18 protein-coding genes are annotated in these 20997 nt (G+C 65.9%); 11 read left to right on the plus strand and 7 right to left on the minus strand.

Annotation, left to right across the window (positions count from 1 at the left end; translation table 11 throughout):
* Nucleotides 1–483, plus strand: a complete 483-nt coding sequence (locus ACTIEY_RS09180; protein ID WP_439518801.1) for a SixA phosphatase family protein — start codon at nucleotides 1–3, stop codon at nucleotides 481–483.
* Between the two features lie 11 nt (nucleotides 484–494).
* Here the strand turns inward: ACTIEY_RS09180 and ACTIEY_RS09185 are convergent, their stop codons facing one another.
* The gene (locus ACTIEY_RS09185) at nucleotides 495–959 is read right to left on the minus strand and encodes a hypothetical protein (protein ID WP_439518802.1); all 465 of its coding nucleotides are present in this window, start codon (nucleotides 957–959) and stop codon (nucleotides 495–497) included.
* 101 nt (nucleotides 960–1060) lie between these two features.
* Nucleotides 1061–2545 carry an exopolyphosphatase gene (gene ppx, locus ACTIEY_RS09190; RefSeq protein ID WP_439518803.1) on the minus strand — a complete coding sequence of 495 codons (1485 nt, stop codon included), beginning with the start codon at nucleotides 2543–2545 and terminating at the stop codon, nucleotides 1061–1063.
* Between the two features lie 204 nt (nucleotides 2546–2749).
* On the opposite strand from ppx, the gene pstS reads away from it, so the two are divergent.
* From pstS to phoR, 7 genes are all read left to right on the plus strand, one after another.
* Complete coding sequence (pstS, locus tag ACTIEY_RS09195) at nucleotides 2750–3781, plus strand: phosphate ABC transporter substrate-binding protein PstS (protein ID WP_439518804.1); 1032 nt, start codon at nucleotides 2750–2752, stop codon at nucleotides 3779–3781.
* A gap of 98 nt (nucleotides 3782–3879) precedes the next feature.
* Nucleotides 3880–4860, plus strand: a complete 981-nt coding sequence (gene pstC / locus ACTIEY_RS09200; protein ID WP_439518805.1) for a phosphate ABC transporter permease subunit PstC — start codon at nucleotides 3880–3882, stop codon at nucleotides 4858–4860.
* A gap of 11 nt (nucleotides 4861–4871) precedes the next feature.
* Entirely contained in the window at nucleotides 4872–5726 is an 855-nt protein-coding gene (gene pstA, locus ACTIEY_RS09205; RefSeq protein WP_439518806.1) for a phosphate ABC transporter permease PstA, read from the plus strand.
* Nucleotides 5727–5774: 48 nt separating this feature from the next.
* Complete coding sequence (gene pstB / locus ACTIEY_RS09210; protein WP_439518807.1) at nucleotides 5775–6569, plus strand: phosphate ABC transporter ATP-binding protein PstB; 795 nt, start codon at nucleotides 5775–5777, stop codon at nucleotides 6567–6569.
* A gap of 26 nt (nucleotides 6570–6595) precedes the next feature.
* Nucleotides 6596–7297, plus strand: a complete 702-nt coding sequence (gene phoU / locus ACTIEY_RS09215; protein WP_439518808.1) for a phosphate signaling complex protein PhoU — start codon at nucleotides 6596–6598, stop codon at nucleotides 7295–7297.
* Nucleotides 7294–8025, plus strand: a complete 732-nt coding sequence (phoB, locus tag ACTIEY_RS09220) for a phosphate regulon transcriptional regulator PhoB (RefSeq protein WP_439518809.1) — start codon at nucleotides 7294–7296, stop codon at nucleotides 8023–8025. Before phoU ends, phoB begins: the two co-directional genes overlap by 4 nt.
* Nucleotides 8022–9341 (plus strand): phosphate regulon sensor histidine kinase PhoR, encoded by a 1320-nt coding sequence (phoR, locus tag ACTIEY_RS09225; RefSeq protein WP_439518810.1) that lies wholly within the window; start codon nucleotides 8022–8024, stop codon nucleotides 9339–9341. The genes phoB and phoR overlap by 4 nt, the downstream gene beginning before the upstream one ends.
* Here phoR and ACTIEY_RS09230 read toward each other — a convergent pair.
* From ACTIEY_RS09230 to trxA, 4 genes are all read right to left on the minus strand, one after another.
* Nucleotides 9331–11064 carry a hypothetical protein gene (locus ACTIEY_RS09230; protein ID WP_439518811.1) on the minus strand — a complete coding sequence of 578 codons (1734 nt, stop codon included), beginning with the start codon at nucleotides 11062–11064 and terminating at the stop codon, nucleotides 9331–9333. The two genes, phoR and ACTIEY_RS09230, sit on opposite strands and share 11 nt — an antisense overlap.
* Nucleotides 11065–11151: 87 nt before the next feature.
* Nucleotides 11152–11412, minus strand: coding sequence for a type B 50S ribosomal protein L31 (locus ACTIEY_RS09235; RefSeq protein WP_439518812.1), 261 nt, complete (start codon nucleotides 11410–11412; stop codon nucleotides 11152–11154).
* A gap of 86 nt (nucleotides 11413–11498) precedes the next feature.
* The gene (gene rho / locus ACTIEY_RS09240; protein WP_439518813.1) at nucleotides 11499–12761 is read right to left on the minus strand and encodes a transcription termination factor Rho; all 1263 of its coding nucleotides are present in this window, start codon (nucleotides 12759–12761) and stop codon (nucleotides 11499–11501) included.
* Nucleotides 12762–12947: 186 nt separating this feature from the next.
* Nucleotides 12948–13280: a thioredoxin TrxA gene (gene trxA, locus ACTIEY_RS09245; RefSeq protein WP_086123884.1), complete on the minus strand. Its 333-nt coding sequence runs from the start codon at nucleotides 13278–13280 to the stop codon at nucleotides 12948–12950.
* A 123-nt stretch (nucleotides 13281–13403) separates the two neighbouring features.
* On the opposite strand from trxA, the gene ACTIEY_RS09250 reads away from it, so the two are divergent.
* The 3 genes from ACTIEY_RS09250 to ACTIEY_RS09260 are packed head-to-tail and all read left to right on the plus strand — an operon-like array spanning nucleotide 13404 to nucleotide 20673.
* The gene (locus ACTIEY_RS09250) at nucleotides 13404–16031 is read left to right on the plus strand and encodes a PD-(D/E)XK nuclease family protein (protein ID WP_439518814.1); all 2628 of its coding nucleotides are present in this window, start codon (nucleotides 13404–13406) and stop codon (nucleotides 16029–16031) included.
* Nucleotides 16028–19384, plus strand: coding sequence for a UvrD-helicase domain-containing protein (locus ACTIEY_RS09255; RefSeq protein WP_439518815.1), 3357 nt, complete (start codon nucleotides 16028–16030; stop codon nucleotides 19382–19384). The genes ACTIEY_RS09250 and ACTIEY_RS09255 overlap by 4 nt, the downstream gene beginning before the upstream one ends.
* The gene (locus ACTIEY_RS09260) at nucleotides 19381–20673 is read left to right on the plus strand and encodes a TIGR03862 family flavoprotein (protein ID WP_439518816.1); all 1293 of its coding nucleotides are present in this window, start codon (nucleotides 19381–19383) and stop codon (nucleotides 20671–20673) included. The genes ACTIEY_RS09255 and ACTIEY_RS09260 overlap by 4 nt, the downstream gene beginning before the upstream one ends.
* Here the strand turns inward: ACTIEY_RS09260 and ACTIEY_RS09265 are convergent.
* Nucleotides 20640–20993 (minus strand): DOPA 4,5-dioxygenase family protein, encoded by a 354-nt coding sequence (locus ACTIEY_RS09265; RefSeq protein ID WP_439519433.1) that lies wholly within the window; start codon nucleotides 20991–20993, stop codon nucleotides 20640–20642. The genes ACTIEY_RS09260 and ACTIEY_RS09265 overlap by 34 nt on opposite strands.
* Between the last annotated feature and the right edge of the window lie 4 nt (nucleotides 20994–20997).

A 20997-nucleotide genomic window follows, 5' to 3' on the forward strand; every position in this document is an offset into this window, starting at 1 on the left:
ATGGACTTGATTCTGTGGCGGCATGCCGAGGCCCAGGATCATCCCGATCTTCTGCTGGGGCGGCCGGGGGATGCCGCTGACCTCGCGCGCCGCCTGACTTCGCGTGGCGAGAAGCAGGCTGCACGCATGGCCGCCTGGCTGGATCGACAGCTGCCCGACGGCGCGCGCATCTGGACCAGTCCGGCACAGCGCTGCGAGCAGACCGCCCTGGCGCTGGGGCGCAAGTTCAAGCTGAGCGAGTCCCTCGCGCCCGAAGCCCATCCGCAGGCCTTGCTGGACCTGGTGCAATGGCCCACGGGCAAGTCGCCCATGGTCGTGGTCGGTCACCAACCCACGCTTGGTCGCGTGGTGGCCCGCCTGCTGGGGCTGCAGGAAGACGACTGCTCGGTGAAGAAGGGCGCTGTGTGGTGGTTGCGACACCGCGAGCGCGGCACCCTCGGTCAGACCGTGGTTGTCACGGTGCAGACACCCGAACTGATCTGAGTCGAGCCCCCTCAGGCCGGTTTGCCGACCGGCGTTGCGGCCTTCTTCGCCACGGTTTTCTTCGCCGCCACTTTCCTTGCGGGTGCCTTGGCTGGCGCTTTGGCGGCGGGCTTTCGTGTGGCTCCGACCTTCACCGCGGCCTTGACGGCCCGCTTCACAGCCGGCTTGGGCGTGGCCTTGGTCGGCGTGCTTGCCGTCTTGGCCGGAGCCGCCTTCGCGGGTTTGTCGGCCCCGGTGGGACGACCCGTCTTGAGTGTGGGAACGGCGGTGAGGGCGGCCTTGTAAGCGGCATCGCTCAGGCCCTTGAGCACCATCAGCCCAGCGCGCAGCAATTCGCTCTTCTTCACGCTGGTACCCAACGAAATCGCACGCGACTTGAGGGCGTCGATGGCGACGAACTCGGTCTTGGGGATGGTGAAGCTGTCGCGCACCAGCTTGGGTTTCTTGGGGCTGCTCTTGCTGCTCTGACTGGCCATGAATGGACTCCGTTGGTGGTTGTGAAGCCCGAAATTTTAAACCGTATATACGGTTTATACGATTGTGACAATCGTGTGTCAGCGGCGTGACGGTGAGGCCTTCAGCGGATGTCTGCCGTGAATTTCCAAGCGGTCTTCTGCCAGGCCAGAACCTCCTCGCCGAGCAGCCATGCCGACTGCGGGTAGCGCCGCGCCCAGCCTGGATTGGTGGCGAGCTTGAAGGCCTTGGGCTTGTAGCTGAGCTTGACGGATTCGTACTCCGGCTTCTGGCGCGCATGGCACAGCAGCACCGCCAGACGCAAGGCCATGAGCTGTTTGGCAAAGAGCTCGTCCTGCAGGGATTCCTCCAGCTTGCGGAGTTTGCCGCGCTGGCCCAGCACGAGCTGGCTCATGCGGTGCAGCTCGGGCAATGAAAAACCGCGTGCGTCCACGTTGTCCAGGATGTAGGCGCCGTGGTGGTGGGAGCGCTCGTGCGAGATGTGCGTGCCAATCTCATGCAGTCGCGCGGCCCAGGCCAGCTTCTGCGAATAGCGTTCGTTTTGCGCATCCAGCGCGGCGATCTGGGAGAAGAGAGCCGTGCTGACGTCGCTCACGCGCTTGCCCTGCGCGTCGTCGGCAGAAAAGCGGTTGGCCAGCCACAGCACGGTGCGCTCGCGCACGTCGCCACCATCGGTGTCGCGGTCGATGAGGTCGTACAGGGCGCCGTGACGCAGCGCACCCTGCGCGGGCACCATCTGCTGGATGTCGAACAGGTCGAAGATCGCGCGCAGGACGCTGACCCCGCCACCGATCACGGGACGCCGGTCGTCCTTCAGGCCTTCCAGGCGCATCTGATCCGAACTGCCGAAGCGGATCATGCGTTCGACCAGCCAGTCGAGCCCCGAGCGCGTGATCAGGCCTGTGGCCCAGCCATTGGCGCCCAGCATGTCGGCAACCGCACCCACGGTACCCGAGGAGCCGTAGGCCACGTTCCATTCGGAAGGCGGGAATTTGTCCAGCGCGTCGTCGATCACGGCCTTGGCGGCCACTTCGGCCGTCTTGAAGGCGGCTGCACTGAACTGTCCACGCGGGAAATACCGGTTCGACCAGGCCACGCTGCCCAGGCGGTACGACTCCATGGTGCGCGCCCGGTAGCCTTCGCCCAGGATCATTTCGGTGGACCGCCCGCCAATATCGACCACCAGGCGCTTTTCGTCCGAATGGGGCAGCAGCCGGGAGACGCCCTGGTAAATCAGGCGAGCTTCTTCGTAGCCCGAGACGACATCGATGGAAAAGCCGAGGATGGCCTGGGCATGGCGGAGGAATTCGTCCCGGTTCTTCGCTTCGCGCAGGGTCTGCGTGGCCACGGCGCGCACCTGCTGCTTCTTGAAGCCGTGCAGGCGTTCGGCGAACCGCGCCAGGCACTCCCAGCCGCGCTCCATGGCCGCCTGACTGAGCAACTTGTCTTCGTCGAGCCCGCTGCCCTGGCGCACGGTTTCCTTGAGGTACTCGATGCGCTCGATGTGCCCTGAGTGGTAGCGGCCGATCTCCAGGCGAAAGCTGTTGGAGCCAAGGTCGATGGCGGCGAGGAGGGTTCCGTTTTGCATGCGAGGCGGGCTGGTTGGGCCACCAGGGGCCCATGGGATGCAGGTTTTCGACAGATTCAGGCCCGAATTGTGACGCATGGCCGCCAGCGTCCACCGCAGGATCGCCCACACCGCGGTTTCGTGACAGACGGCTGCTGTCACGGCGTTGTCACATTGCCTGCCTAGAGTCCTTTCTGTTCCCTTTCCAACCGCAAGGAGTCTCGAATGTTCACCAAACGCACTTTCCTCAAGACCGTGGCAGCCGCCGCCATCGCAACCGCCGGCATGGGCTCGGCCCTGGCCGCCGACATCACCGGCGCAGGCGCCACGTTCCCGTTCCCCATCTACGCCAAGTGGGCCGAAGCCTACAAGAAGGAAACCGGCACCGGCCTGAACTACCAGTCGATCGGCTCCTCCGGCGGCATCCGCCAGATTCGCGCCAAAACCGTGGCGTTCGGTGCAACGGACGCTCCCGTGTCCGGCGCCGACCTGGACAAGGACGGCATGGTCCAGTTCCCCGCCATCATTGGCGGCACCGTCCCGGTGATCAACCTTGAAGGCTTCAAGCCCGGTGAACTGCGCGTGACCGGCCCCGTGCTCGCCGAAATGTTCCTCGGCAAGATCGCCAAGTGGAACGACCCCAAGCTCGTCGCCCTGAACCCGGGCAAGACCCTGCCGGACGCCAACATCACGGTGGTGCACCGCGCCGATGGTTCGGGTACCACCTTCAACTGGACCGACTACCTGACCGCCGTCAGCAAGGAATGGGCCGACACGGTGGGCAAGGGCGCCGCCGTGAAGTGGCCTGCCGCTTCCTCCGTCGGCGGCAAGGGCAACGAAGGCGTGGCCGCCAACGTCAACCGCGTCAAGGGCGCGATCGGCTACGTGGAATACGCCTACGTGAAGAAGAACAACATGAATTTCCTGCAGCTGCAGAACGCCGCTGGCAAGTACGTCAGCCCCGACGACAAGGCCTTCGCCGCCGCCGCCGCCGGTGCAGACTGGTTCAGCGCACCGGGCATGGGCATCTCCATGGTGAATGCCAAGGGTGCCGACAGCTGGCCCGTGAGCACCGCCTCGTTCATCCTGATGTACAAGGATCCGGCCGACAAGGCTCAGTCCGCCGAAGTGCTGAAGTTCTTCGACTGGGCTTTCAAGAACGGCAAGGGCCACGCCGCCGAACTGGATTACGTGCCGCTGCCTGATTCGCTGACCGCCGAGATCCGCTCCAAGGTCTGGACGCAGATCGCCAAGTAAGGCACGCTACCCGGGAATGCCCTGCCGGACATGATCGGCGGGGCGTTTCCAGGGTCGGTAGAACCGAGCCGGGAGTCCATATGACCGTGGGAACCACCATGAGCCAGCAGCCCGTGTCCATCCAACTGGACAACCCGAACATGGCGTCGATCGCCAGACGCCAGCGTTTTGAAGACGTGGTGTTCCATCGCCTCACCCAGGCGTTTTCGCTGCTGGTGCTGGTGGCCTTGCTGGGCATCATCGTTTCGCTGTTCATCAACGCCTGGCCCACTTTCCAGAAGTTCGGTTTCGAATTCATCTGGCGTGTCGAGTGGGACATCATCAATGAAGAATTCGGCGCGGCCATCGCCATCGTCGGCACGCTGGCCAGCGCCGGCATCGCATTGCTGATCGCGGTTCCGCTCGCGTTCGGCATTGCGCTGTTCCTCACCGAGACGTGCCCCGTGTGGTTGCGTCGTCCTCTGGGCACGGCCGTCGAGCTCCTGGCGGCGGTCCCCTCCATCATCTACGGCATGTTCGGCCTGTTTGTCTTTGCGCCGCTCTTTGCCGACTATTTCCAGATGCCGGTGCAGCAGCTCCTGGGCGGCATGCCGCTGGTGGGCTTCCTGTTCGGCGGCAGCACCAACGGCTTCGGCATCCTGGCCGCCGGCATCGTGCTGGCCTTCATGGTGTTGCCCTTCGTGGCCGCCGTGATGCGTGATGTGTTCGAGATCGTGCCGCCCATCCTGCGCGAGTCGGCCTACGGTCTGGGATGCACCACCTGGGAGGTGGTGCGACGCGTGGTGCTGCCCTACACCCAGAAGGGCGTCATCGGCGGCATCATGCTGGGCCTGGGCCGCGCCCTGGGCGAGACGATGGCCGTGACGTTCGTGATCGGCAACGCCAACCGTATGCCCACCTCGTTGTTCTCGCCCGGCACTTCCATTGCCTCCACGCTGGCCAACGAATTCGGTGAAGCGGCCGACTTCCACCTCTCCACGCTGTTCGCGCTGGGCTTCCTGCTGTTCGTCATCACCTTCCTCGTGCTGTCGGCGGCCAAGATCATGCTGATGCGGGCCGAGAAGGCCAAAGGCCTGTGAGGTCAGATCCCATGGAATTCAATCACTCTCTCTACAAGAAGCGCCAGCGGTCCAACGCGGTGGGCCTCACGCTGTCCATGGGCGCCATGGTGCTCGGCCTCGTGGTGCTGCTCTGGATCCTGACCGTCCTGTTCACCAACGGCTTCAAGGCGCTGGACTGGAACATGTTCACCCAGTCCACGCCGGCGCCCGGCAGCGAGGGCGGGGGTCTGGCCAACGCCATCGTGGGCAGTTTGATGATGGTCGGCTTCTCGGTGCTGGTCTCCACGCCCATCGGGATCCTGGCCGGTGTCTACCTGGCCGAATACGGCGATCAGAGCAAGACCGCCGAACTCACCCGTTTCGTCACCGACATCATGCTGTCGGCGCCCTCCATCGTGCTGGGCCTCTTCGTTTATGCCATTGCGGTGGCCACCGTGGGCAATTTCTCCGGGTGGGCGGGGAGCCTGGCGCTTTCGCTGATTGCCGTGCCGGTGGTCGTGCGAACCACCGAGAACATGCTGCGTCTGGTCCCCGGCAGCCTGCGCGAGGCGGCTTTCGCCCTAGGCGCTCCGCGCTGGAAGGTGGCCACCATGGTCACGCTGCGCGCCGCCCGCAGTGGCGTCATGACCGGCCTGCTGCTGGCCGTGGCCCGCATCAGCGGTGAGACCGCGCCGCTGCTGTTCACGGCACTGAACAACCAGTTCTTCAGCACCGACATGGGCGCGCCCATGGCCAACCTGCCTGTGGTGATCTTCCAGTTCGCGCTCAGCCCGTACGACAACTGGATCCGCCTGGCCTGGGGGGGCGCCCTGCTCATCACCCTGTCCGTGCTGGTGCTCAATATCGTGGCGCGCGTGTTCCTGCGCGAAAAATCGCCGAACTGACCGCCTCCAACCCCTCAACCTGGAAACACCACTGCCATGGACATGACCATGCCCGAAATCGCCACCCGGCCCGCAGAGAAGCCGGCCACGCGCAACGCGCTCGAACTCCGCAACCTGAGCTTCTTCTACGGCAAGTTCCAGGGCTTGAAGAACGTGAACATGAACATCGAGGAACGCAAGGTCACGGCCTTCATCGGCCCCTCGGGTTGTGGCAAGTCGACGCTGTTGCGCACGCTCAACCGCATGTACAGCCTGTACCCGGGCCAGCGCGCCGAGGGGCAGATCCTGTTTTACGGCCAGGACATTCTGGACGCGAAGCAGGACATCAACCTGCTGCGTGCCCGCATCGGCATGGTGTTCCAGAAGCCCACGCCGTTTCCCATGTCGATCTACGACAACATCGCCTTCGGCGTGAAGCTCTACGAAAACCTCGACAAGAACGACATGGAAGAGCGGGTGGAGTGGGCGCTGTCGAAAGCGGCACTCTGGAAAGAGGTCAAGGACAAGCTCCACCAGAGCGGGCTCTCGCTTTCAGGCGGGCAGCAGCAACGCCTGTGCATCGCGCGCAGTGTGGCCGTCAAGCCTTCGGTCCTGCTGCTCGATGAACCCACCTCCGCGCTGGACCCCATTTCCACAGGCAAGGTCGAGGAACTGGTGCACGAGCTCAAGCAGGACTACACCATCGCCATCGTCACGCACAACATGCAGCAGGCAGCGCGTTGCAGCGACTACACCGCCTACATGTACCTGGGGGAACTGATCGAATTCGGCACGACCGAACAGATCTTCTTCAAACCCGCCAAGACCGAGACTGAAGACTACATCACCGGACGCTTCGGCTGATCCAGGTCCACACGAGAGACACCTCCATGAGCGACAAACACATCTCCAGCCAGTTCGATGCCGAACTGAACTCCATCTCGACGCAGGTGCTCGAGATGGGCGGCCTGGTCGAATCGCAGCTTCACCAGGCGGTCTATGCCCTGGTGCACATGAGCATGGAATCGGCCGAGCAGGTGATCGAGAACGAAAACCGCATCAACCAGATGGAGCTGCAGATCGATCACGAGATCATCTCCACCATCGGTCGCCGGCAACCCACCGCGCGCGATCTGCGCTTCCTCATGGCGATTTCCCGCACCACGCAGAACCTGGAGCGCGCGGGTGACGAGGTGGCCCGCATCGCCCGCATGGTCAAATCCATCATCGAGAACGGCTCTCCGCGCAACCTGCCCAGTTCCGAGCTGCGTGTGGCCGCCGATCTGGCGGCCGCGCTATTGCGCAAGACACTGGATTCCTTCGCTCGCCTGGACACGGCGATGGCGGTGGCCATCATCAAGGGCGACAATGAGATCGACACCGAGTACAACGGTTTCCTGCGCAAACTCATCACCTACATGATGGAAGACCCTCGCACCATTTCCCCGAGCCTGGACCTGCTGTTCCTCGCCAAGTCGATCGAGCGGGTTGGCGACCATGCCAAGAACATCGCCGAGCAGATCATCTTCATCGTCAAGGGCGAGGACGTGCGCCACACCTCGGTGGCGCAAGTGGAGTCGGTGGTCGGATGAGAAAGCTTCCCCGAGTCCTCGTGGTCGAGGACGAACCCTCCATCGCGGAGCTGATCGCGGTCAACCTGCGCCATAACGGCTTCGCGCCGACGGTGGTGTTCGACGGCATGGCCGCGCAGCGCGAGGTGGACGCCGTGCTGCCCGACGTGATCCTGCTCGACTGGATGTTGCCGGGGGAGAGTGGCGCCTCGCTGGCGCGCCAGTGGCGCAAGAACGAGCGCACCAAGACCATTCCCATCCTGATGCTGACCGCGCGCAGCGACGAGTCGGACAAGGTCCAGGGTCTGGATGCCGGTGCCGATGACTACATCACCAAGCCTTTTTCCACCCAGGAGCTGCTGGCCCGCATCCGTGCGGTGCTTCGCCGACGCGCCCCCGAGGTGGTGAACGACTCGGTGCAGGTGGGCGAACTTGCACTGGATGCGGCCACCTACCGCGTGACTTTCCGAGGTTCCGAGCTCAAGGTGGGCCCGACCGAATTCAAGCTGCTGCACTACCTCATGAAGCACGCCGAGCGGGTACACACCCGTGGTACGCTGCTCGACAAGGTCTGGGGAGACCATGTTTTCATCGAGGAGCGAACCGTGGACGTGCATGTCAAGCGATTGAGGGAATCTCTGGGCGAGGCTTCCGGCATGGTCGAGACCGTGCGCGGTGCGGGCTACCGCCTCACGGCGATGAACAACACCGGGAAACCGGCTCAAGGCGCCACCATTCCCGCGGCATGACCCGTCGGGCGATCGAACTGCTGCTCCTGGTGGCACTGGGAGCGGTGCTGGGGTGGATGCAGGATTCCGCGGGATGGACGTTTGGCGGATCACTCGCGGGTGCGCTGGCGTGGTCGTTCCTGGACGGGTTGCGTGCACGGCGCGTGCTGCGATGGCTCACCAAGGCGGATGGCTCGCGCGCACCCCGGCTCGGCGGTACCTGGGGCGAGATGGTGGACCGCTGCCGCAAGCTCATCAAGAAGCTCGAGAAAAAGGCGCAGAGCAGCGACGCGCGGCTGGAGGATTTCCTCGCCGCCATCCAGGCCTCACCCAATGGCGTGGTGCTGCTCGACGCGTCCGGACGCATCGAGTGGTCCAACCTGACTGCGGCCAATCACCTGGGCTTCGAGCCGCAGCGAGACCTCGGCCAGTACGTCCGCAACCTGGTGCGCAATCCGGCCTTCACCGCCTATCTCGGCGGTGGTGACTACGGCCACGAGATCCAGATTGACGGACCGGGGCCAAGGCCATCCCAACCGACCAAGATCTCCCTGCAGGTCCACCCCTACGGCAAGAAGCGCAAGCTGATGATCACGCGCGACGTGACGGCCGTGCAGCTGGCCGAGGCCATGCGGCGCGACTTCGTGGCCAACGTGTCGCACGAGATCCGCACGCCGCTCACGGTGCTCAGCGGCTTCGTGGAAACCATGCAGACCATTTCGCTGGAAGAGGCCGACCGCTCGCGCTACCTCGATCTGATGAGCCAGCAGGCCCAGCGGATGCAGACGCTGGTGAGCGATCTGCTCACCCTTTCCCGCCTGGAGGGTAGTCCCTCGCCCGGACCCGGCGAATGGATTGACAGCGAGGAACTGCTCACCCATGTCGTCCAGGAGGCCCGCGGCCTCACACAGGCCATTGCGCAGACGCCGCATGATGTTCAGCCTGTGCCAGGCCCCGATCTGTGGATCTCGGGCGCGAAGACCGAGTTGCTCAGCGCCATGTCGAACCTGCTCAGCAACGCGGTGCGCTACACGCCTGGTGGTGGCCAGATTCGCGCTGGCTGGCGCCTGCGGCAAGACGAGTCGGTGGAGTTCTTCGTCACCGACACCGGCCCCGGCATTGCAGCCGAGCATCTCCCACGCCTGACGGAGCGCTTCTATCGGGTGGACCGAAGTCGGTCGCGCGAAACCGGCGGCACGGGCCTGGGTCTGGCCATCGTCAAGCACGTGGCACAGCGCCACGGGGGACGCATCGAGGTGCACAGTGCGCTGGGCGAGGGGTCCACCTTCGTCATCGCGTTGCCCGCATCGAGGGTGCGCGAGCGCGTCACCGGCTGACGCGCTGGTAGACCAGAAGGCTTTCCTTGCTGTCGGTGAGGCGTCGCACCGTGGCCTTGAACGCCCATTGCGTGAGGTCCACACGAGTGTCCAGCGTGGGCTGGGTGTCCGGCGACACGACCAGGCTGCGGCACGCATCCCCCGACCCCGATTCCGTGCGCACCAGCGTGAGCGCGCCGTGGTACTGCAACGCGGCAGTCTGCGCCTGCGTCAGGCCATCGGCCAGCACGCACTGCTTGCGGTCCACCAGCCCAGCCACGCCGCGAGAGATCGGGCCATAGCTGCGCCCGAAGTCGAGCAAAGGAAGCCACAGCGTCATCAGGAGCAGCCAGCAGAGCGTGCTGCCTGCCGCCGGAAGGATCAGGCTTTTCCAGATCGCCTGCTGGTGCTTCCCCACCCGCCAGGCCACCAGCCAGACCCAGCCGGCCGTGGCGAGTGCGCCGAAGGCAAAAAGAAGCAAGGAAAACTCCGGAACAAAGCCGGGAGCGAGCTTGGCCACGTTGGCAGCCGGCTTGGCCGGCACACCCGTCTGCATGGCAAACCAGATGACCCAGATCACCAGCGCACACCCCGAAAAGAACAGGAGCGTGAACCAGTCGACCAGCGCCGAGACGCTGCGCCTCAACGTGGGCAGCGCAAAGGCCGCCAGCGCCGCCATGGCCGGGAGCGCCAGCAGCAGGGCTCGGTCGCGCTCGTCGGCCAGGGCACTGTGGCCCGCGCTGACCAGCACCGCCCAGAGCGGCAAAGCCACATGTGGCCGCAGCAACTGATGGCGCCAGCGCCACAGCGTCCACAGCGCCAGCGGCCATGCGGGCCAGGTGAACCAGATGAGCAGCTTGCCCCAGTTGCGCCACGGCACCTGCTCCAGCGAATTCGCCAACGCGGGCTCAGCCATCTGCCCGGTCATCCAACCTGTGACCAGCGCCAGTGCGAGCGCCAGCGTGCACCAGAGCAACGGGTCGCGAACGCTGGCGGGCGCTTCCAGCAGCCATTCCGTCTCAGGTGCACTGGAACCGCGTCCCTGTCGCGCCACCCACAGAACGAACAACAGGCCCGCGCCCAGCAGCGCGGCGATCCAGGCCGCCCCGCTGAACACGAGCGCCAGCGCCGCCAGACTCCAGGCGAAGACCGTGCGGCCCGGCTGGCGCCCGCCGGCGTGGGCGAGGCGGGCGGCCGAGAACAGCATCAGGGAAACCAGCGCCAACCGTGCGAGATCGGGGGTGGTCTCGTGCGACAGCTGGGCCAGGCCCAGGCAAGCCACCAGGGCCAGCAGGCCCGCATCGGCGAGGGCGCGTGCGTAGTCGGTGGGTTTGGCTTCACCGCCAAATGCGAACGCCACGGGCTGGGCGGCTGGCTGGCGAGCAAGGTGATAGACCGTGTACCAGGTGCAGGTGAGCGTCAGCGCCAGCAGCAGTGCAAACGGAATGCGCACTGCGACCTCGGGAGAAAGGAAGGGCAACAGCCGGATGAACGCCGCACCCAGCCAGTAGGGCAGTGGGCCGGCTTCCTCGACCGCCAGGCCCAGGACCTGCGGGGACCACCAGCCGCTGTGGCCTGCCGCCATCTCCAGCATCACGCCGAACGCCGACACGTCGTGGTTCTTCCACGGCTCGCGACCCAGGAAGCCGGGCAGCACATAGGCCGCACAGAACAGGAAGAGCGCCAGCCGGGGCAGGCGCCTGACCGCAGACTGGCTGACGATGGCGGGGGTGGGTTGGTTCACTGCGGGGATATTACAAGGCAAAAAAAAGCAGCCGGCGGAGGGCTGCTTTCTCTGGGGACTTCAATGAAGAAGCCCGTGCACACCAGGTTACTTGGCGGCGGTCGTCTTGCCGTAGCGGTTGCGGAAACGCTCCACGCGGCCACCCATGTTGTCCACGCTTTTCTGCGTGCCGGTGTAGAAAGGGTGCGATTCGCTGGAGGTGTCCAGCTTGTACAGCGGCAGCTCGCGACCGTCTTCCATCTTGATCATCTCCTTCGTGTTCGCGCAGGAGCGGGTCACGAACTTGAAGCCGTTGGAGAGGTCCTGGAAGCAGACTTCGCGGTAGTTGGGGTGAATGCCGTCTTTCATGGCGGTTCCTTCAGTTCAGGTGCGGTAGCCGCAGGGAAACCATTTCCCTGTACTTGTCGCGATTTGCAAAGCCTTGGATTATAGCCTTAGCCGCCGCGACGCATCATGTCGAAGAACTCGGAGTTGTTCTTCGTGGACTTCATGCTCTTGAGCACCATCTCCATGGCTTCGATCTCGTCCATGTTGTACATGAACTGGCGCAGGATCCGGGTCTTCTGCAGGATCTCTGGCTGCAGGAGCAGTTCCTCGCGGCGGGTGCCGCTGCGATTGAGCTGGATGGAGGGGAAGACGCGCTTTTCGTACAGGCGGCGGTCCAGGTGGATTTCGCAGTTGCCGGTGCCCTTGAACTCTTCGAAGATCACCTCGTCCATGCGGCTGCCGGTGTCCACCAGCGCGGTGGCAATGATGGTGAGCGAGCCGCCTTCCTCGATCTTGCGGGCAGCGCCGAAGAAGCGCTTGGGTCGCTGCAGGGCGTTGGCGTCCACGCCGCCCGTGAGCACCTTGCCGCTGGAGGGGAGCACGTTGTTGTAGGCCCGTGCCAGGCGGGTGATGGAGTCGAGCATGATCACGACGTCCTTTTTGAGTTCGACCAGGCGCTTGGCGCGCTCGATCACCATTTCGGCCACATGAACGTGGCGCGCAGCGGGTTCGTCAAAGGTGGAGGCAATCACCTCGCCGCGCACCGTGCGCTGCATTTCGGTCACTTCCTCAGGACGCTCGTCGACCAGCAGCACCATCAACTCCACATCGGGGTGGTTGGCGGTGATGGCGTGGCAGATGTGCTGCATCATCACGGTCTTGCCGCTCTTGGGCGGTGCGACGATCAGGGCGCGCTGGCCGCGGCCAATGGGCGCAATGATGTCGATCACGCGGCCCGTGATGTTCTCTTCGCTCTTGATGTCGCGCTCCAGACGCATCTGCTCCTTGGGGAACAGGGGCGTCAGGTTCTCGAACATGATCTTGTGCTTGTTGTCCTCCGGGGGCAGGCCATTGATCTTGTCGAGCTTGTTGAGCGCGAAATAGCGTTCTCCGTCCTTGGGGATCCGGACCTCTCCCTCGATCATGTCCCCCGTGTGCAGGTTGAAGCGGCGGATCTGGCTGGGCGAGATGTAGATGTCGTCCGTGCTCGCGGTGTAGCTGGTGTCGGGCGCCCGCAGGAAACCGAAGCCGTCAGGGAGCACCTCGAGCACGCCGTCCGCGTACACCAGCTCGCCGCCCTTGGCGCGCTTCTTGATGATCGCAAACATCAGTTCCTGTTTCCGCATGCGGCCGGTGTTCTCGATTTCGAGCGCTTCGGCCTGCTTGAGGACTTCAGACACGTGCAGTGCCTTGAGTTCGTTGAGGTGCATGGAATTCACTCCGGGCGGGAGTTGAGTCAGTAGCGGGGGAGGGGGCGCTGGCGTCCGGGTGGCGGACGGTGCGCTAGATGGAGAGCGGGCGTCTGTCAGGCTCGCTGGCGCAAATTATGACAGGAAAAGCGGGGGGAGGAAGTGAAACGAAGCCCGGGCGTTGCACCCGGGCCGCACAGCTGGCGTTCAGGCCAGTTGCTGATCGAGGAAGGCGGTGAGCTGTGCCTTGCTCAATGCGCCGACCTTGGTGGCGGCCAGCTGACCGTCCTTGAAGAGCATCAGCGTCGGAATGCCGCGGATGCCGAACTTGGCCGGCACGTCGCGGTTGTCGTCCACATTGAGCTTGGCGATCTTGAGTTTGCCGTCGTAGGAGCCGGCCACTTCATCCAGGATGGGCGCGATCATCTTGCAGGGGCCGCACCACTCGGCCCAGAAGTCCACCAGCACCGGTGCCTTGGCTTCGAGCACGTCGGCCTGGAAGCTCGCATCGGAAACGTGTTTGATCAGGTCGCTGGCCATGATTCATCCTAAAAAGCGTTGAACGGGGAGGTTACAGTTTGAGCACATGCCTGAGAGGGAAAACGGTGACGGAGCACCCCCTGCGCGCACGATCCGCACCATTGTGACAGAAACCCCTATTTCATGACGCCAGCAAGCCCATCCCGGGAAGACCCGCCGCCAGGGGGCGCGCATCCCGTTGCGCGGGGCTGGTCGCGCCTGGTCCAGCACATCGACGCGGCGCTGCTTGAACGCGGCGTGGAGGCGAACCGAACGGTGGTCATGGTGCCTTATGCGCAACTCATGGAGGCAGGTCGGCGCGCCTGGGCTTCGGTCCATCCGAGCGGTTTCGCTCCACGGTTCGAGTCGAGTCGCAACTGGGCGGCCACGCTGCAGCCGTTCGCGCCGGGCCCTGCCGACCTGGGCATGGACATGGCGCGCGACAGCCTGGTGGCGGCCGCGTTCATCGAGCGGGTGGCGCCGGTGCGCGGCGATGCGGCACTGAGAGCCGCGATGGTCTCGCGCCTGGTGGAGTCCGCCCGGCAGTTGGCGCCGCTGGCCGCGGCTGTTCCACCTTCGGGGCGCCTCTCATGGGCCGAAAACCTGCGGCAGGAGGTGACGCCCGGCCTCCAGGCACTGCAGTGGGAGGGCTTGCTCTCCTCGCTGGCGCTCACGTGGGCCAGCACGTCCTCGTACCCGACCGACGTGCTGTGGGGAGATGCATGTCGGCCTGGGGTCGAGGCCGAACTGCTGGTGGTGCTGCGTGGCTTTCAACAGGATCCCCTGGCTGAAGCGCTGGCTTCACATTGGGGTGCGCGCGCGCTGGCGTTGCCTTTCGAAGGGCCCACCGCGTTGTCGGCCACCGCGCGGTTGCATGTTTGCGGCGACGCCGAGGACGAAGCGCAACGCGCAGCGGCCTGCGTGATCGCACAGGTCAACGCCGGTCGCATGCCCGTGGCGCTGGTGGCCAACGACCGGCTGCTGACGCGCCGTGTGAGTGCGATGTTGCATGGAGCCGGTCTGGCCGTGCGCGACGAAACCGGCTGGAAACTCTCCACCACACACGCCGCCGCCGTCCTCATGAGTCTTTTGCGTGCCGCCGATGCACGGGCTTCCATGGACGACGTGCTGGATTGCCTCAAGCAGGCCGGTCACTGGCCCGATGCCGCCGTGCAGTCCCTTGAGCAGCGTGCGCGCGAGCTCGGCATCTCACGCTGGAGGGGTGCATTGGGCAGCCTGCGCATGGCACCCACCCTGCCCGACGATCTGGCACCCCTGCTCGAGCGCCTGCAAGCCCCTCGCCCCTTGTCAGGCTGGCTGGTGGATGTGGCCAGCGGCCTTCGCCAGGTGGGACAGTGGCAACGATTCGAAGCGGACGCCGCTGGCCAGCAGATCTTGCGTGTCCTGCGCTTGGGCGAAGGCGCAGCAAGCGAGCTTGCAGCGCTGACAGAAGCGTTTGACGCCCCCGCGGCACGTACCCGGGGCGGTGCGAGGTTGTCGCTCTCCGCATTCACCGCATGGGTGCGGGAGGTGCTCGAAGGCGCCAGCTTCACGCCCCGCAGCGAAGGCGAATCTGCCGTGGTGGTTCTGCCCATGGCGCAATTGCTGGGCCGTGCCTTTTCGGCCACGGTGGTGCCCGGGTGCGATGAAACGCACCTCAGTCCCAGCCCCGAGCCACCCGGCAACTGGACCGCACCGCAGCGGGACTTGCTGGGCCTTCCTTCGCGGGAAACCCTTTCGCAGGTGGCGCTCGCCGCGTGGCAGGCCACGCTGGCGTTGCCCGAGCTGGACCTGTTGTGGCGCACGCAGGAGCGGGGCGAGGCGGTGCTTCCCAGTGCATGGGTGCAGGCGTTGCAAGCACCGTTTGCTGCCGATCCTCGCGACGTGCGCCCCCTGGTGGCGCGCGTGCCACCCCGTCCCGGCCCGTCGGCGCGCGACGTGCTGCCAGAGTCGCTCTCAGCCAGCGCGTACCAGGACCTGCGCGACTGTCCCTACCGCTTCTTTGCCATGCGGCAGCTGCGTCTGGTCGAAGCGCCCGAGCTGGACGTGGAGCCCGATCAGCGCGACATGGGCAACTGGCTGCATGCCGTGTTGCGAGCGTTTCATGAAGAGCGGCGTGATGCGCGGCCCGGACGCCCTGCGGATCGCGCCATGCTGGACCGCCTGGCAGATGAAACTGCTGCCCGGATGGGACTGAACACGGGTGAAGGCGGTGCGGGTTTCCTGCCGTACCAGGCCGTGTGGCCGGCCATGCGCGAGGGCTACCTCGACTGGCTGGGCGAGTTCGAAGCCAGCGGCGACCGCCCGGGACCCCGATTTGTCGAGGCCGAGGCCGAACTCAGGGCCAGCGCCGGGCCTTGGGCCCTGCTCGGCAAGCTGGACCGGATCGATCACCAGGACAGCCCTGAAGGACCGATTCCGTTCGTGATCGACTACAAGACCGAAGCACGCGACAAGACGCAAGCCCGGGTGAAGCAGCCGCTGGAAGACACCCAGCTCGCGTTCTATGCCGCGTTGCTGCCCGACGAGAACCTGCGCGCGGCCTACCTGAGCATCACCGACAAGCGTGGCGACACCAATCGCGACGCTCCCACCCGGCTGATTGAACAACCCGAGGTGCTGATGGCCCGCGAACGCCTGCGCGAGGGCCTGGTGCAGGACCTGGCGCGTGTGGCGGCTGGCGCTGCGATGCCCGCCCTTGGGGAGGGCCGGGTGTGCGAGCACTGCGCGGCGCGCGGTCTGTGCCGCAAGGATTTCTGGGCGAGCGTATGAAGGCGGCTGCCTACCGCATCAACGGCACGCACGCCAGCCGTGCAGCGTTCTACGCGCTGGCCTGTGACCCCGCGCGCAGCGTGGCAGTGGAGGCCTGCGCGGGCGCCGGCAAGACCTGGATGCTGGTCTCACGCATCCTGCGCGCACTGCTCGACGGCTGCGCGGCGCAGGACATCCTGGCCATCACTTTCACCCGCAAGGCCGCTGGCGAAATGCGCGATCGTCTCGATGCCGAACTTCGTCGCTGGACACAATTGACCGACGAGGAACTCATCGCCGAACTGAGTGCGCGCGGCCTGGACGAGGGCGATGCGCTGCGGCGCGCTGGCGAAGCCCGCGGCCTGTACGCGCGTGTCTCCGCGCAGGGGCGTCCCGTTCAGGTGCGCACATTCCACGGCTGGTTTGCCGCCTTGCTGCGCGGTGCGCCGCTGAGCGTTCTGCAGGAACTGCAACTGCCGGTGCAGTACGAGCTGCTGGAGGACGACGAGAAAGCGATGGCGCAGGTGTGGCCGCGCTTCTATGCGGCCCTGGAGTCCAGCCCGCCGGACCGGCAGGACTTCATGGACAGCGTGGCGCAGCACGGGCGCGCACAGACCGCCAACGCCTTGAGGAGAGCCCTGCAGAAGCGGGTGGAGTTCGCGCTGGCCGACGCAGCGGGCGTGGTGGCTTCGTCGGTCCACCTGTTCACCGTGCGCCATCCGGCATTTGCCGGCCTGGAGCGTCCCGAACTGGCCCTGTTGCAGCCCGATGCCCGTGCGCGCTGGCTGGGCCGGGCCAAGGTTCTTGGTGGGGAGGCCAACAAGACGCCGCAGGCCAGTGCAGCGGAGGTCGTGCGGGCTTTCGAACTTCCCGATGAGGGCAGCCAGATGCCCCTGCGGCTGGCGATGCTGCGCAAGGCTTTTCTGGTGGCGGACGAAGACCGCCTGACCCGCCATCTGCTCAAGTTCGAAGCGGCGCAGGCTGCAGAAGCCGAACTGGTGGAACTGTGCCAGGCCAAGCGGCAGCACGACGCCTGGGAACACCATCAGCGCATGGCGCGCCTGACGCGTGTGCTGCTGGCCACTTTTGCCGAGCTCAAGCGCGAACGGGGCTGGGTCGACATGAACGATGTGGAAGGAGCGGCGCAGCGCCTGCTGGGCGACGCCGAACTCTCCGGCTGGCTGCAGCAGAGGCTGGACGCACGCGTGCGCCATGTGCTGATCGACGAATTCCAGGACACCAACCCCTTGCAGTGGCAGACCCTGTATGGCTGGCTCTCCGCGTACGCGGGTGCCGGCTCGGGCGAGGCGCCCTGCGTGTTCCTGGTGGGCGACCCCAAGCAATCCATCTACCGTTTCCGTCGCGCCGAGCCCCAGGTGTTCAAGGCCGCGCAGGCATTTGTGGTGCAGGGGCTGGCGGGCGCACTGCTCAGTTGCGACCACACGCGTCGGTGTGCCCCTGCCGTGGTGGACGTGCTCAACCAGGCCATGATGGCCGCCGTCGATGCGGGTGAATACGGCAGCGATTTTCGTGTGCACACCACCGAGAGCGAACGCGAAGGCTCGGTGCTCTGCCTGCCGCAGTTGTCGCGCAGCCAACGCGAACGCGACGAGACCGATGGTGACGTGGGCGAATGGCGCGACAGCCTGGTCACACCACGCGTGCTGCCTGACGACACGATGTCCGCACTCGAAGCTCGCCAGGCGGCCGACTGGGTGGCCGCCGAGATCGCTTCGGGAAGTGCAGCGCCCGACCACATCATGGTGCTGTCGCGCCGCCGCGAGCGACTGGCCTGGATGTTCGAGGCCCTTCGCGAGCGAGGCATCTCCAGCGAACAGCCGGAGAAACTTGAACTGGGCGACGCACCGGCGGTGCAGGACGTCGTGGCGCTGCTGGATGTGCTGGTGTCGGCGGCTCACGATCTGAGCCTGGCGCGCGCGTTGAAATCGCCCTTGTTCCTTTGCAGTGACGACGACCTGGCGCAGCTCGCCCGTCTGCGGTTGCAGTGGACGCCGCCGCGCAACGCCGAGGGCGAAACGGGGGCCAGGCCATCGTGGTGGCATGTGCTGCAACGTTTCGCCGGTCTCCCGCTGCCTGAGCAGCATGGACTGGCACAGGACGACCACCAGGCCGCGCGCCTGCATGATGCTGGGCAGCGCCTTGCGCGCTACCACCAGTGGGTGCATGAACTGCCGCCACACGACGCGCTTTCCGCCATCTACGACCACGGCGACGTGCTCGCGCGTTTTGCACAGAGCGTGCCGGGTTCGCAGCGACCTGCGGTGCTCGCGCAGTTGCGCGACCTGCTCGCCCAGTCGCTTGCCCATGAGGGCGGGCGGTTCCTCACACCGTACCGGCTGGTGCGCGCCCTCAAGGCAGGCGGCATCCGCGCGACGCCGGTGCACACACCCGGCGCTGTGCGCCTGCTCACCATCCATGGCGCCAAGGGGCTGGAGGCGCACACCGTGCTGCTGCTTGACACCGACACCGGCGGTTCGCGCCCTGAAAGCATGGGCGTGCTGGTGGACTGGCCAGGTGAAAACGCCGCGCCACGCCGCTTCGTGTTTCTGGCGAGCGAGAAAAATCCGCCCGCGTGTGCGGCCGATGCCCTGGCCATCGAGCAGCAGGCGCGTTCGCTGGAAGAGCTCAACGCGTTGTACGTGGCGATCACGCGAGCGGAGTCGCGGCTGGTGGTGTCCAGTTTCGAGCCGCATCAACGCGGCCCTGCGCTGACCTGGTTCCAGCGGCTGGCGCCCCTCGCGAGAGCCGAATCGGTGGTCGGGCCCGTGACACCCCGCATCGGCACGGAGGCTCACGCTGAACCTGCAGCCTTGTTGAGCCTGCCCCGACTGACGGCGATGCCGTCCCAGGCGCCGGCGCCTCCCGGCGTACCCGTGGACGACACCGCCAGCCGTTTCGGCCTCGCGCTGCACCGCCTGCTGCAGTGGCGGCCCACGCCCGCCGCCCAGTTCGACTGGCACGCCGATCACACTCAGGCGGTGGCGCGAGAGTTCGAGCTCGATGCCGCACAGGCACGCGAGGCCCTGGCGATGGCCAGGCGCATCGTTTCGGGGGAGGCGGCCTGGGCTTGGGACGCCGACCAGCTCGTCCAGTGGGGCAATGAAGTCGAACTGTTCCACCAGGGCGCGCTGTGGCGGCTGGACCGACTGGTGCGCCGACGCGACAGCGGCGAGTGGTGGGTGCTGGACTACAAGAGCGCAGCCCATCCCGAGCGCCAGCCCGAACTGCTCGCGCAGATGCAGCGCTACCGAGCGGCCATGGCCGCAGCCCGGCCAGGTGAGCCGGTCCGGCTCGCGTTCATCAACGCGCAGGGCCGGCTCATCGAACTGCCGCCCGAAAAGGAACCGTCGTGAACACCGACACGCGCATCGACGTTGCTGTCATCGGCGGAGGGCCGGCAGGCCTCATGGCGGCCGAGGTGACGTCCCGCGCCGGCCTGGGTGTGCATGTGTTCGACGGCATGCCCTCGGTCGGCCGCAAGTTTCTGCTGGCTGGCAAGGGCGGCATGAACCTCACGCATGCGGAACCCTTGCCTGCGTTTGTGGGCCGATACGGCGCGCAGTCCGATCGAATGCGCCCCCTGCTCGAAAGTTTCGGGCCGCAGCAAGTTCGCCACTGGGCCGCGGGTCTGGGCATCGACACCTTCGTGGGCAGCTCGCAGCGCGTGTTCCCCACCGACATGAAGGCCGCACCCCTGCTGCGGGCCTGGCTGCAGCGGCTGCGCCACCCAGGCGGCAACGGTGTGCCCGTGAGCTTCCACATGCGCCACCGCTGGTGCGGATGGCACGAAGACGGTGGGCTGCTCTTCGACACGCCAACGGCTCGCCTGCGCGTGAACGCCAGGGCCACGGTGCTGGCGCTCGGGGGCATGAGCTGGGCGCGCCTGGGCTCCGATGGGGCCTGGGTACCGTGGCTGCAGGCGGCCGGCATTGCGGTGGCGCCCCTGCGGCCCAGCAACTGCGGGTTCGATGTGATCGACGGGTGGTCCACCTTCTTTGCGGACCGTTTCGCAGGCCAACCCTTCAAGTCCGTCGTCATCCGCGCCATCGACGCATCAGGCCAGGTGTTTGAGCGCAAAGGGGAATTCGTGGCCACCGCCACCGGTGTCGAAGGCAGCCTGATCTACGCCGCGTCCGGCCTGTTGCGCGACGAGATCGAGCGCTCGGGGCGTGCCACTTTAGAACTCGATCTGCTGCCCGACCGCAGCGCCGATCAGGTGCTGGCCCAGGTGTCGCATCCGCGCGGGTCTCGCAGCCTCTCCAGCCACCTCAAGAGCCGGCTGGGTCTGGACGGCATCAAGATGGCCATCGTGAACGAACGGGTGGACAAGGAAACGCTGCACGATCCTGCGCGACTGGCGGTGTTGCTCAAGGCCTTGCCGATCACATTGGCGCGTCCACGACCGGTGGACGAAGCCATCAGCAGCGCAGGCGGCGTGGCGTGGAGCGCGCTGGATGATGGCCTGATGGTGCGAACGCGGCCCGGGCTGTTCTGCGCGGGCGAGATGCTGGACTGGGAGGCACCCACCGGCGGCTATCTGCTCACCGCCTGCCTGGCCAGTGGCGTCCGGGTGGGAGACGGCGTCGTGGCCCACCTGCGCGCCGGAAGTCAGCCCGACAGGGCTTCCAGAATCAGCGAATAGGACTTGCCCAGCCAGAGTGCGCCATCGCGGTGATCGCCGAGTTCATCGCCGGTGTTGGGGTGGATGAGCACATCCAGAGCACCATGGTTGAGCACCAGCCAGCCGGTGACGTAGGCAAACTCGGCAGGGTCAAACGCCACCTGGAACGTCCACGCAGGGTGCGGTCCCACTGGCTTTTCATGGAAACGTCCGACCTGAACGCGCGCACCGAGTTCGTGGGTGACGAGCTCACGCAGGGTCCAGGCCGCGTCCCGCGTGTCCGCACCGAAGTACACATGGGCATGCCAGCTGGCGATGGCCGACGGATCGCGCGCGGACATGTTC

The sequence above is a fragment of the Hydrogenophaga sp. genome, assembly GCF_051858985.1.
Lineage (GTDB): Bacteria > Pseudomonadota > Gammaproteobacteria > Burkholderiales > Burkholderiaceae_C > Hydrogenophaga.

What these genes read in the sequence shown, in the direction of transcription:
- ACTIEY_RS09180 (WP_439518801.1), top strand. Translation starts at nt 1, where the DNA reads ATGGACTTGATTCTGTGGCGGCATGCCGAGGCCCAGGATCATCCCGAT.
- ACTIEY_RS09185 (WP_439518802.1), bottom strand. Translation starts at nt 959, where the DNA reads ATGGCCAGTCAGAGCAGCAAGAGCAGCCCCAAGAAACCCAAGCTGGTG.
- ppx (WP_439518803.1), bottom strand. Translation starts at nt 2,545, where the DNA reads ATGCAAAACGGAACCCTCCTCGCCGCCATCGACCTTGGCTCCAACAGC.
- pstS (WP_439518804.1), top strand. Translation starts at nt 2,750, where the DNA reads ATGTTCACCAAACGCACTTTCCTCAAGACCGTGGCAGCCGCCGCCATC.
- pstC (WP_439518805.1), top strand. Translation starts at nt 3,880, where the DNA reads ATGAGCCAGCAGCCCGTGTCCATCCAACTGGACAACCCGAACATGGCG.
- pstA (WP_439518806.1), top strand. Translation starts at nt 4,872, where the DNA reads ATGGAATTCAATCACTCTCTCTACAAGAAGCGCCAGCGGTCCAACGCG.
- pstB (WP_439518807.1), top strand. Translation starts at nt 5,775, where the DNA reads ATGCCCGAAATCGCCACCCGGCCCGCAGAGAAGCCGGCCACGCGCAAC.
- phoU (WP_439518808.1), top strand. Translation starts at nt 6,596, where the DNA reads ATGAGCGACAAACACATCTCCAGCCAGTTCGATGCCGAACTGAACTCC.
- phoB (WP_439518809.1), top strand. Translation starts at nt 7,294, where the DNA reads ATGAGAAAGCTTCCCCGAGTCCTCGTGGTCGAGGACGAACCCTCCATC.
- phoR (WP_439518810.1), top strand. Translation starts at nt 8,022, where the DNA reads ATGACCCGTCGGGCGATCGAACTGCTGCTCCTGGTGGCACTGGGAGCG.
- ACTIEY_RS09235 (WP_439518812.1), bottom strand. Translation starts at nt 11,412, where the DNA reads ATGAAAGACGGCATTCACCCCAACTACCGCGAAGTCTGCTTCCAGGAC.
- rho (WP_439518813.1), bottom strand. Translation starts at nt 12,761, where the DNA reads ATGCACCTCAACGAACTCAAGGCACTGCACGTGTCTGAAGTCCTCAAG.
- trxA (WP_086123884.1), bottom strand. Translation starts at nt 13,280, where the DNA reads ATGGCCAGCGACCTGATCAAACACGTTTCCGATGCGAGCTTCCAGGCC.
- ACTIEY_RS09250 (WP_439518814.1), top strand. Translation starts at nt 13,404, where the DNA reads ATGACGCCAGCAAGCCCATCCCGGGAAGACCCGCCGCCAGGGGGCGCG.
- ACTIEY_RS09255 (WP_439518815.1), top strand. Translation starts at nt 16,028, where the DNA reads ATGAAGGCGGCTGCCTACCGCATCAACGGCACGCACGCCAGCCGTGCA.
- ACTIEY_RS09265 (WP_439519433.1), bottom strand. Translation starts at nt 20,993, where the DNA reads ATGTCCGCGCGCGATCCGTCGGCCATCGCCAGCTGGCATGCCCATGTG.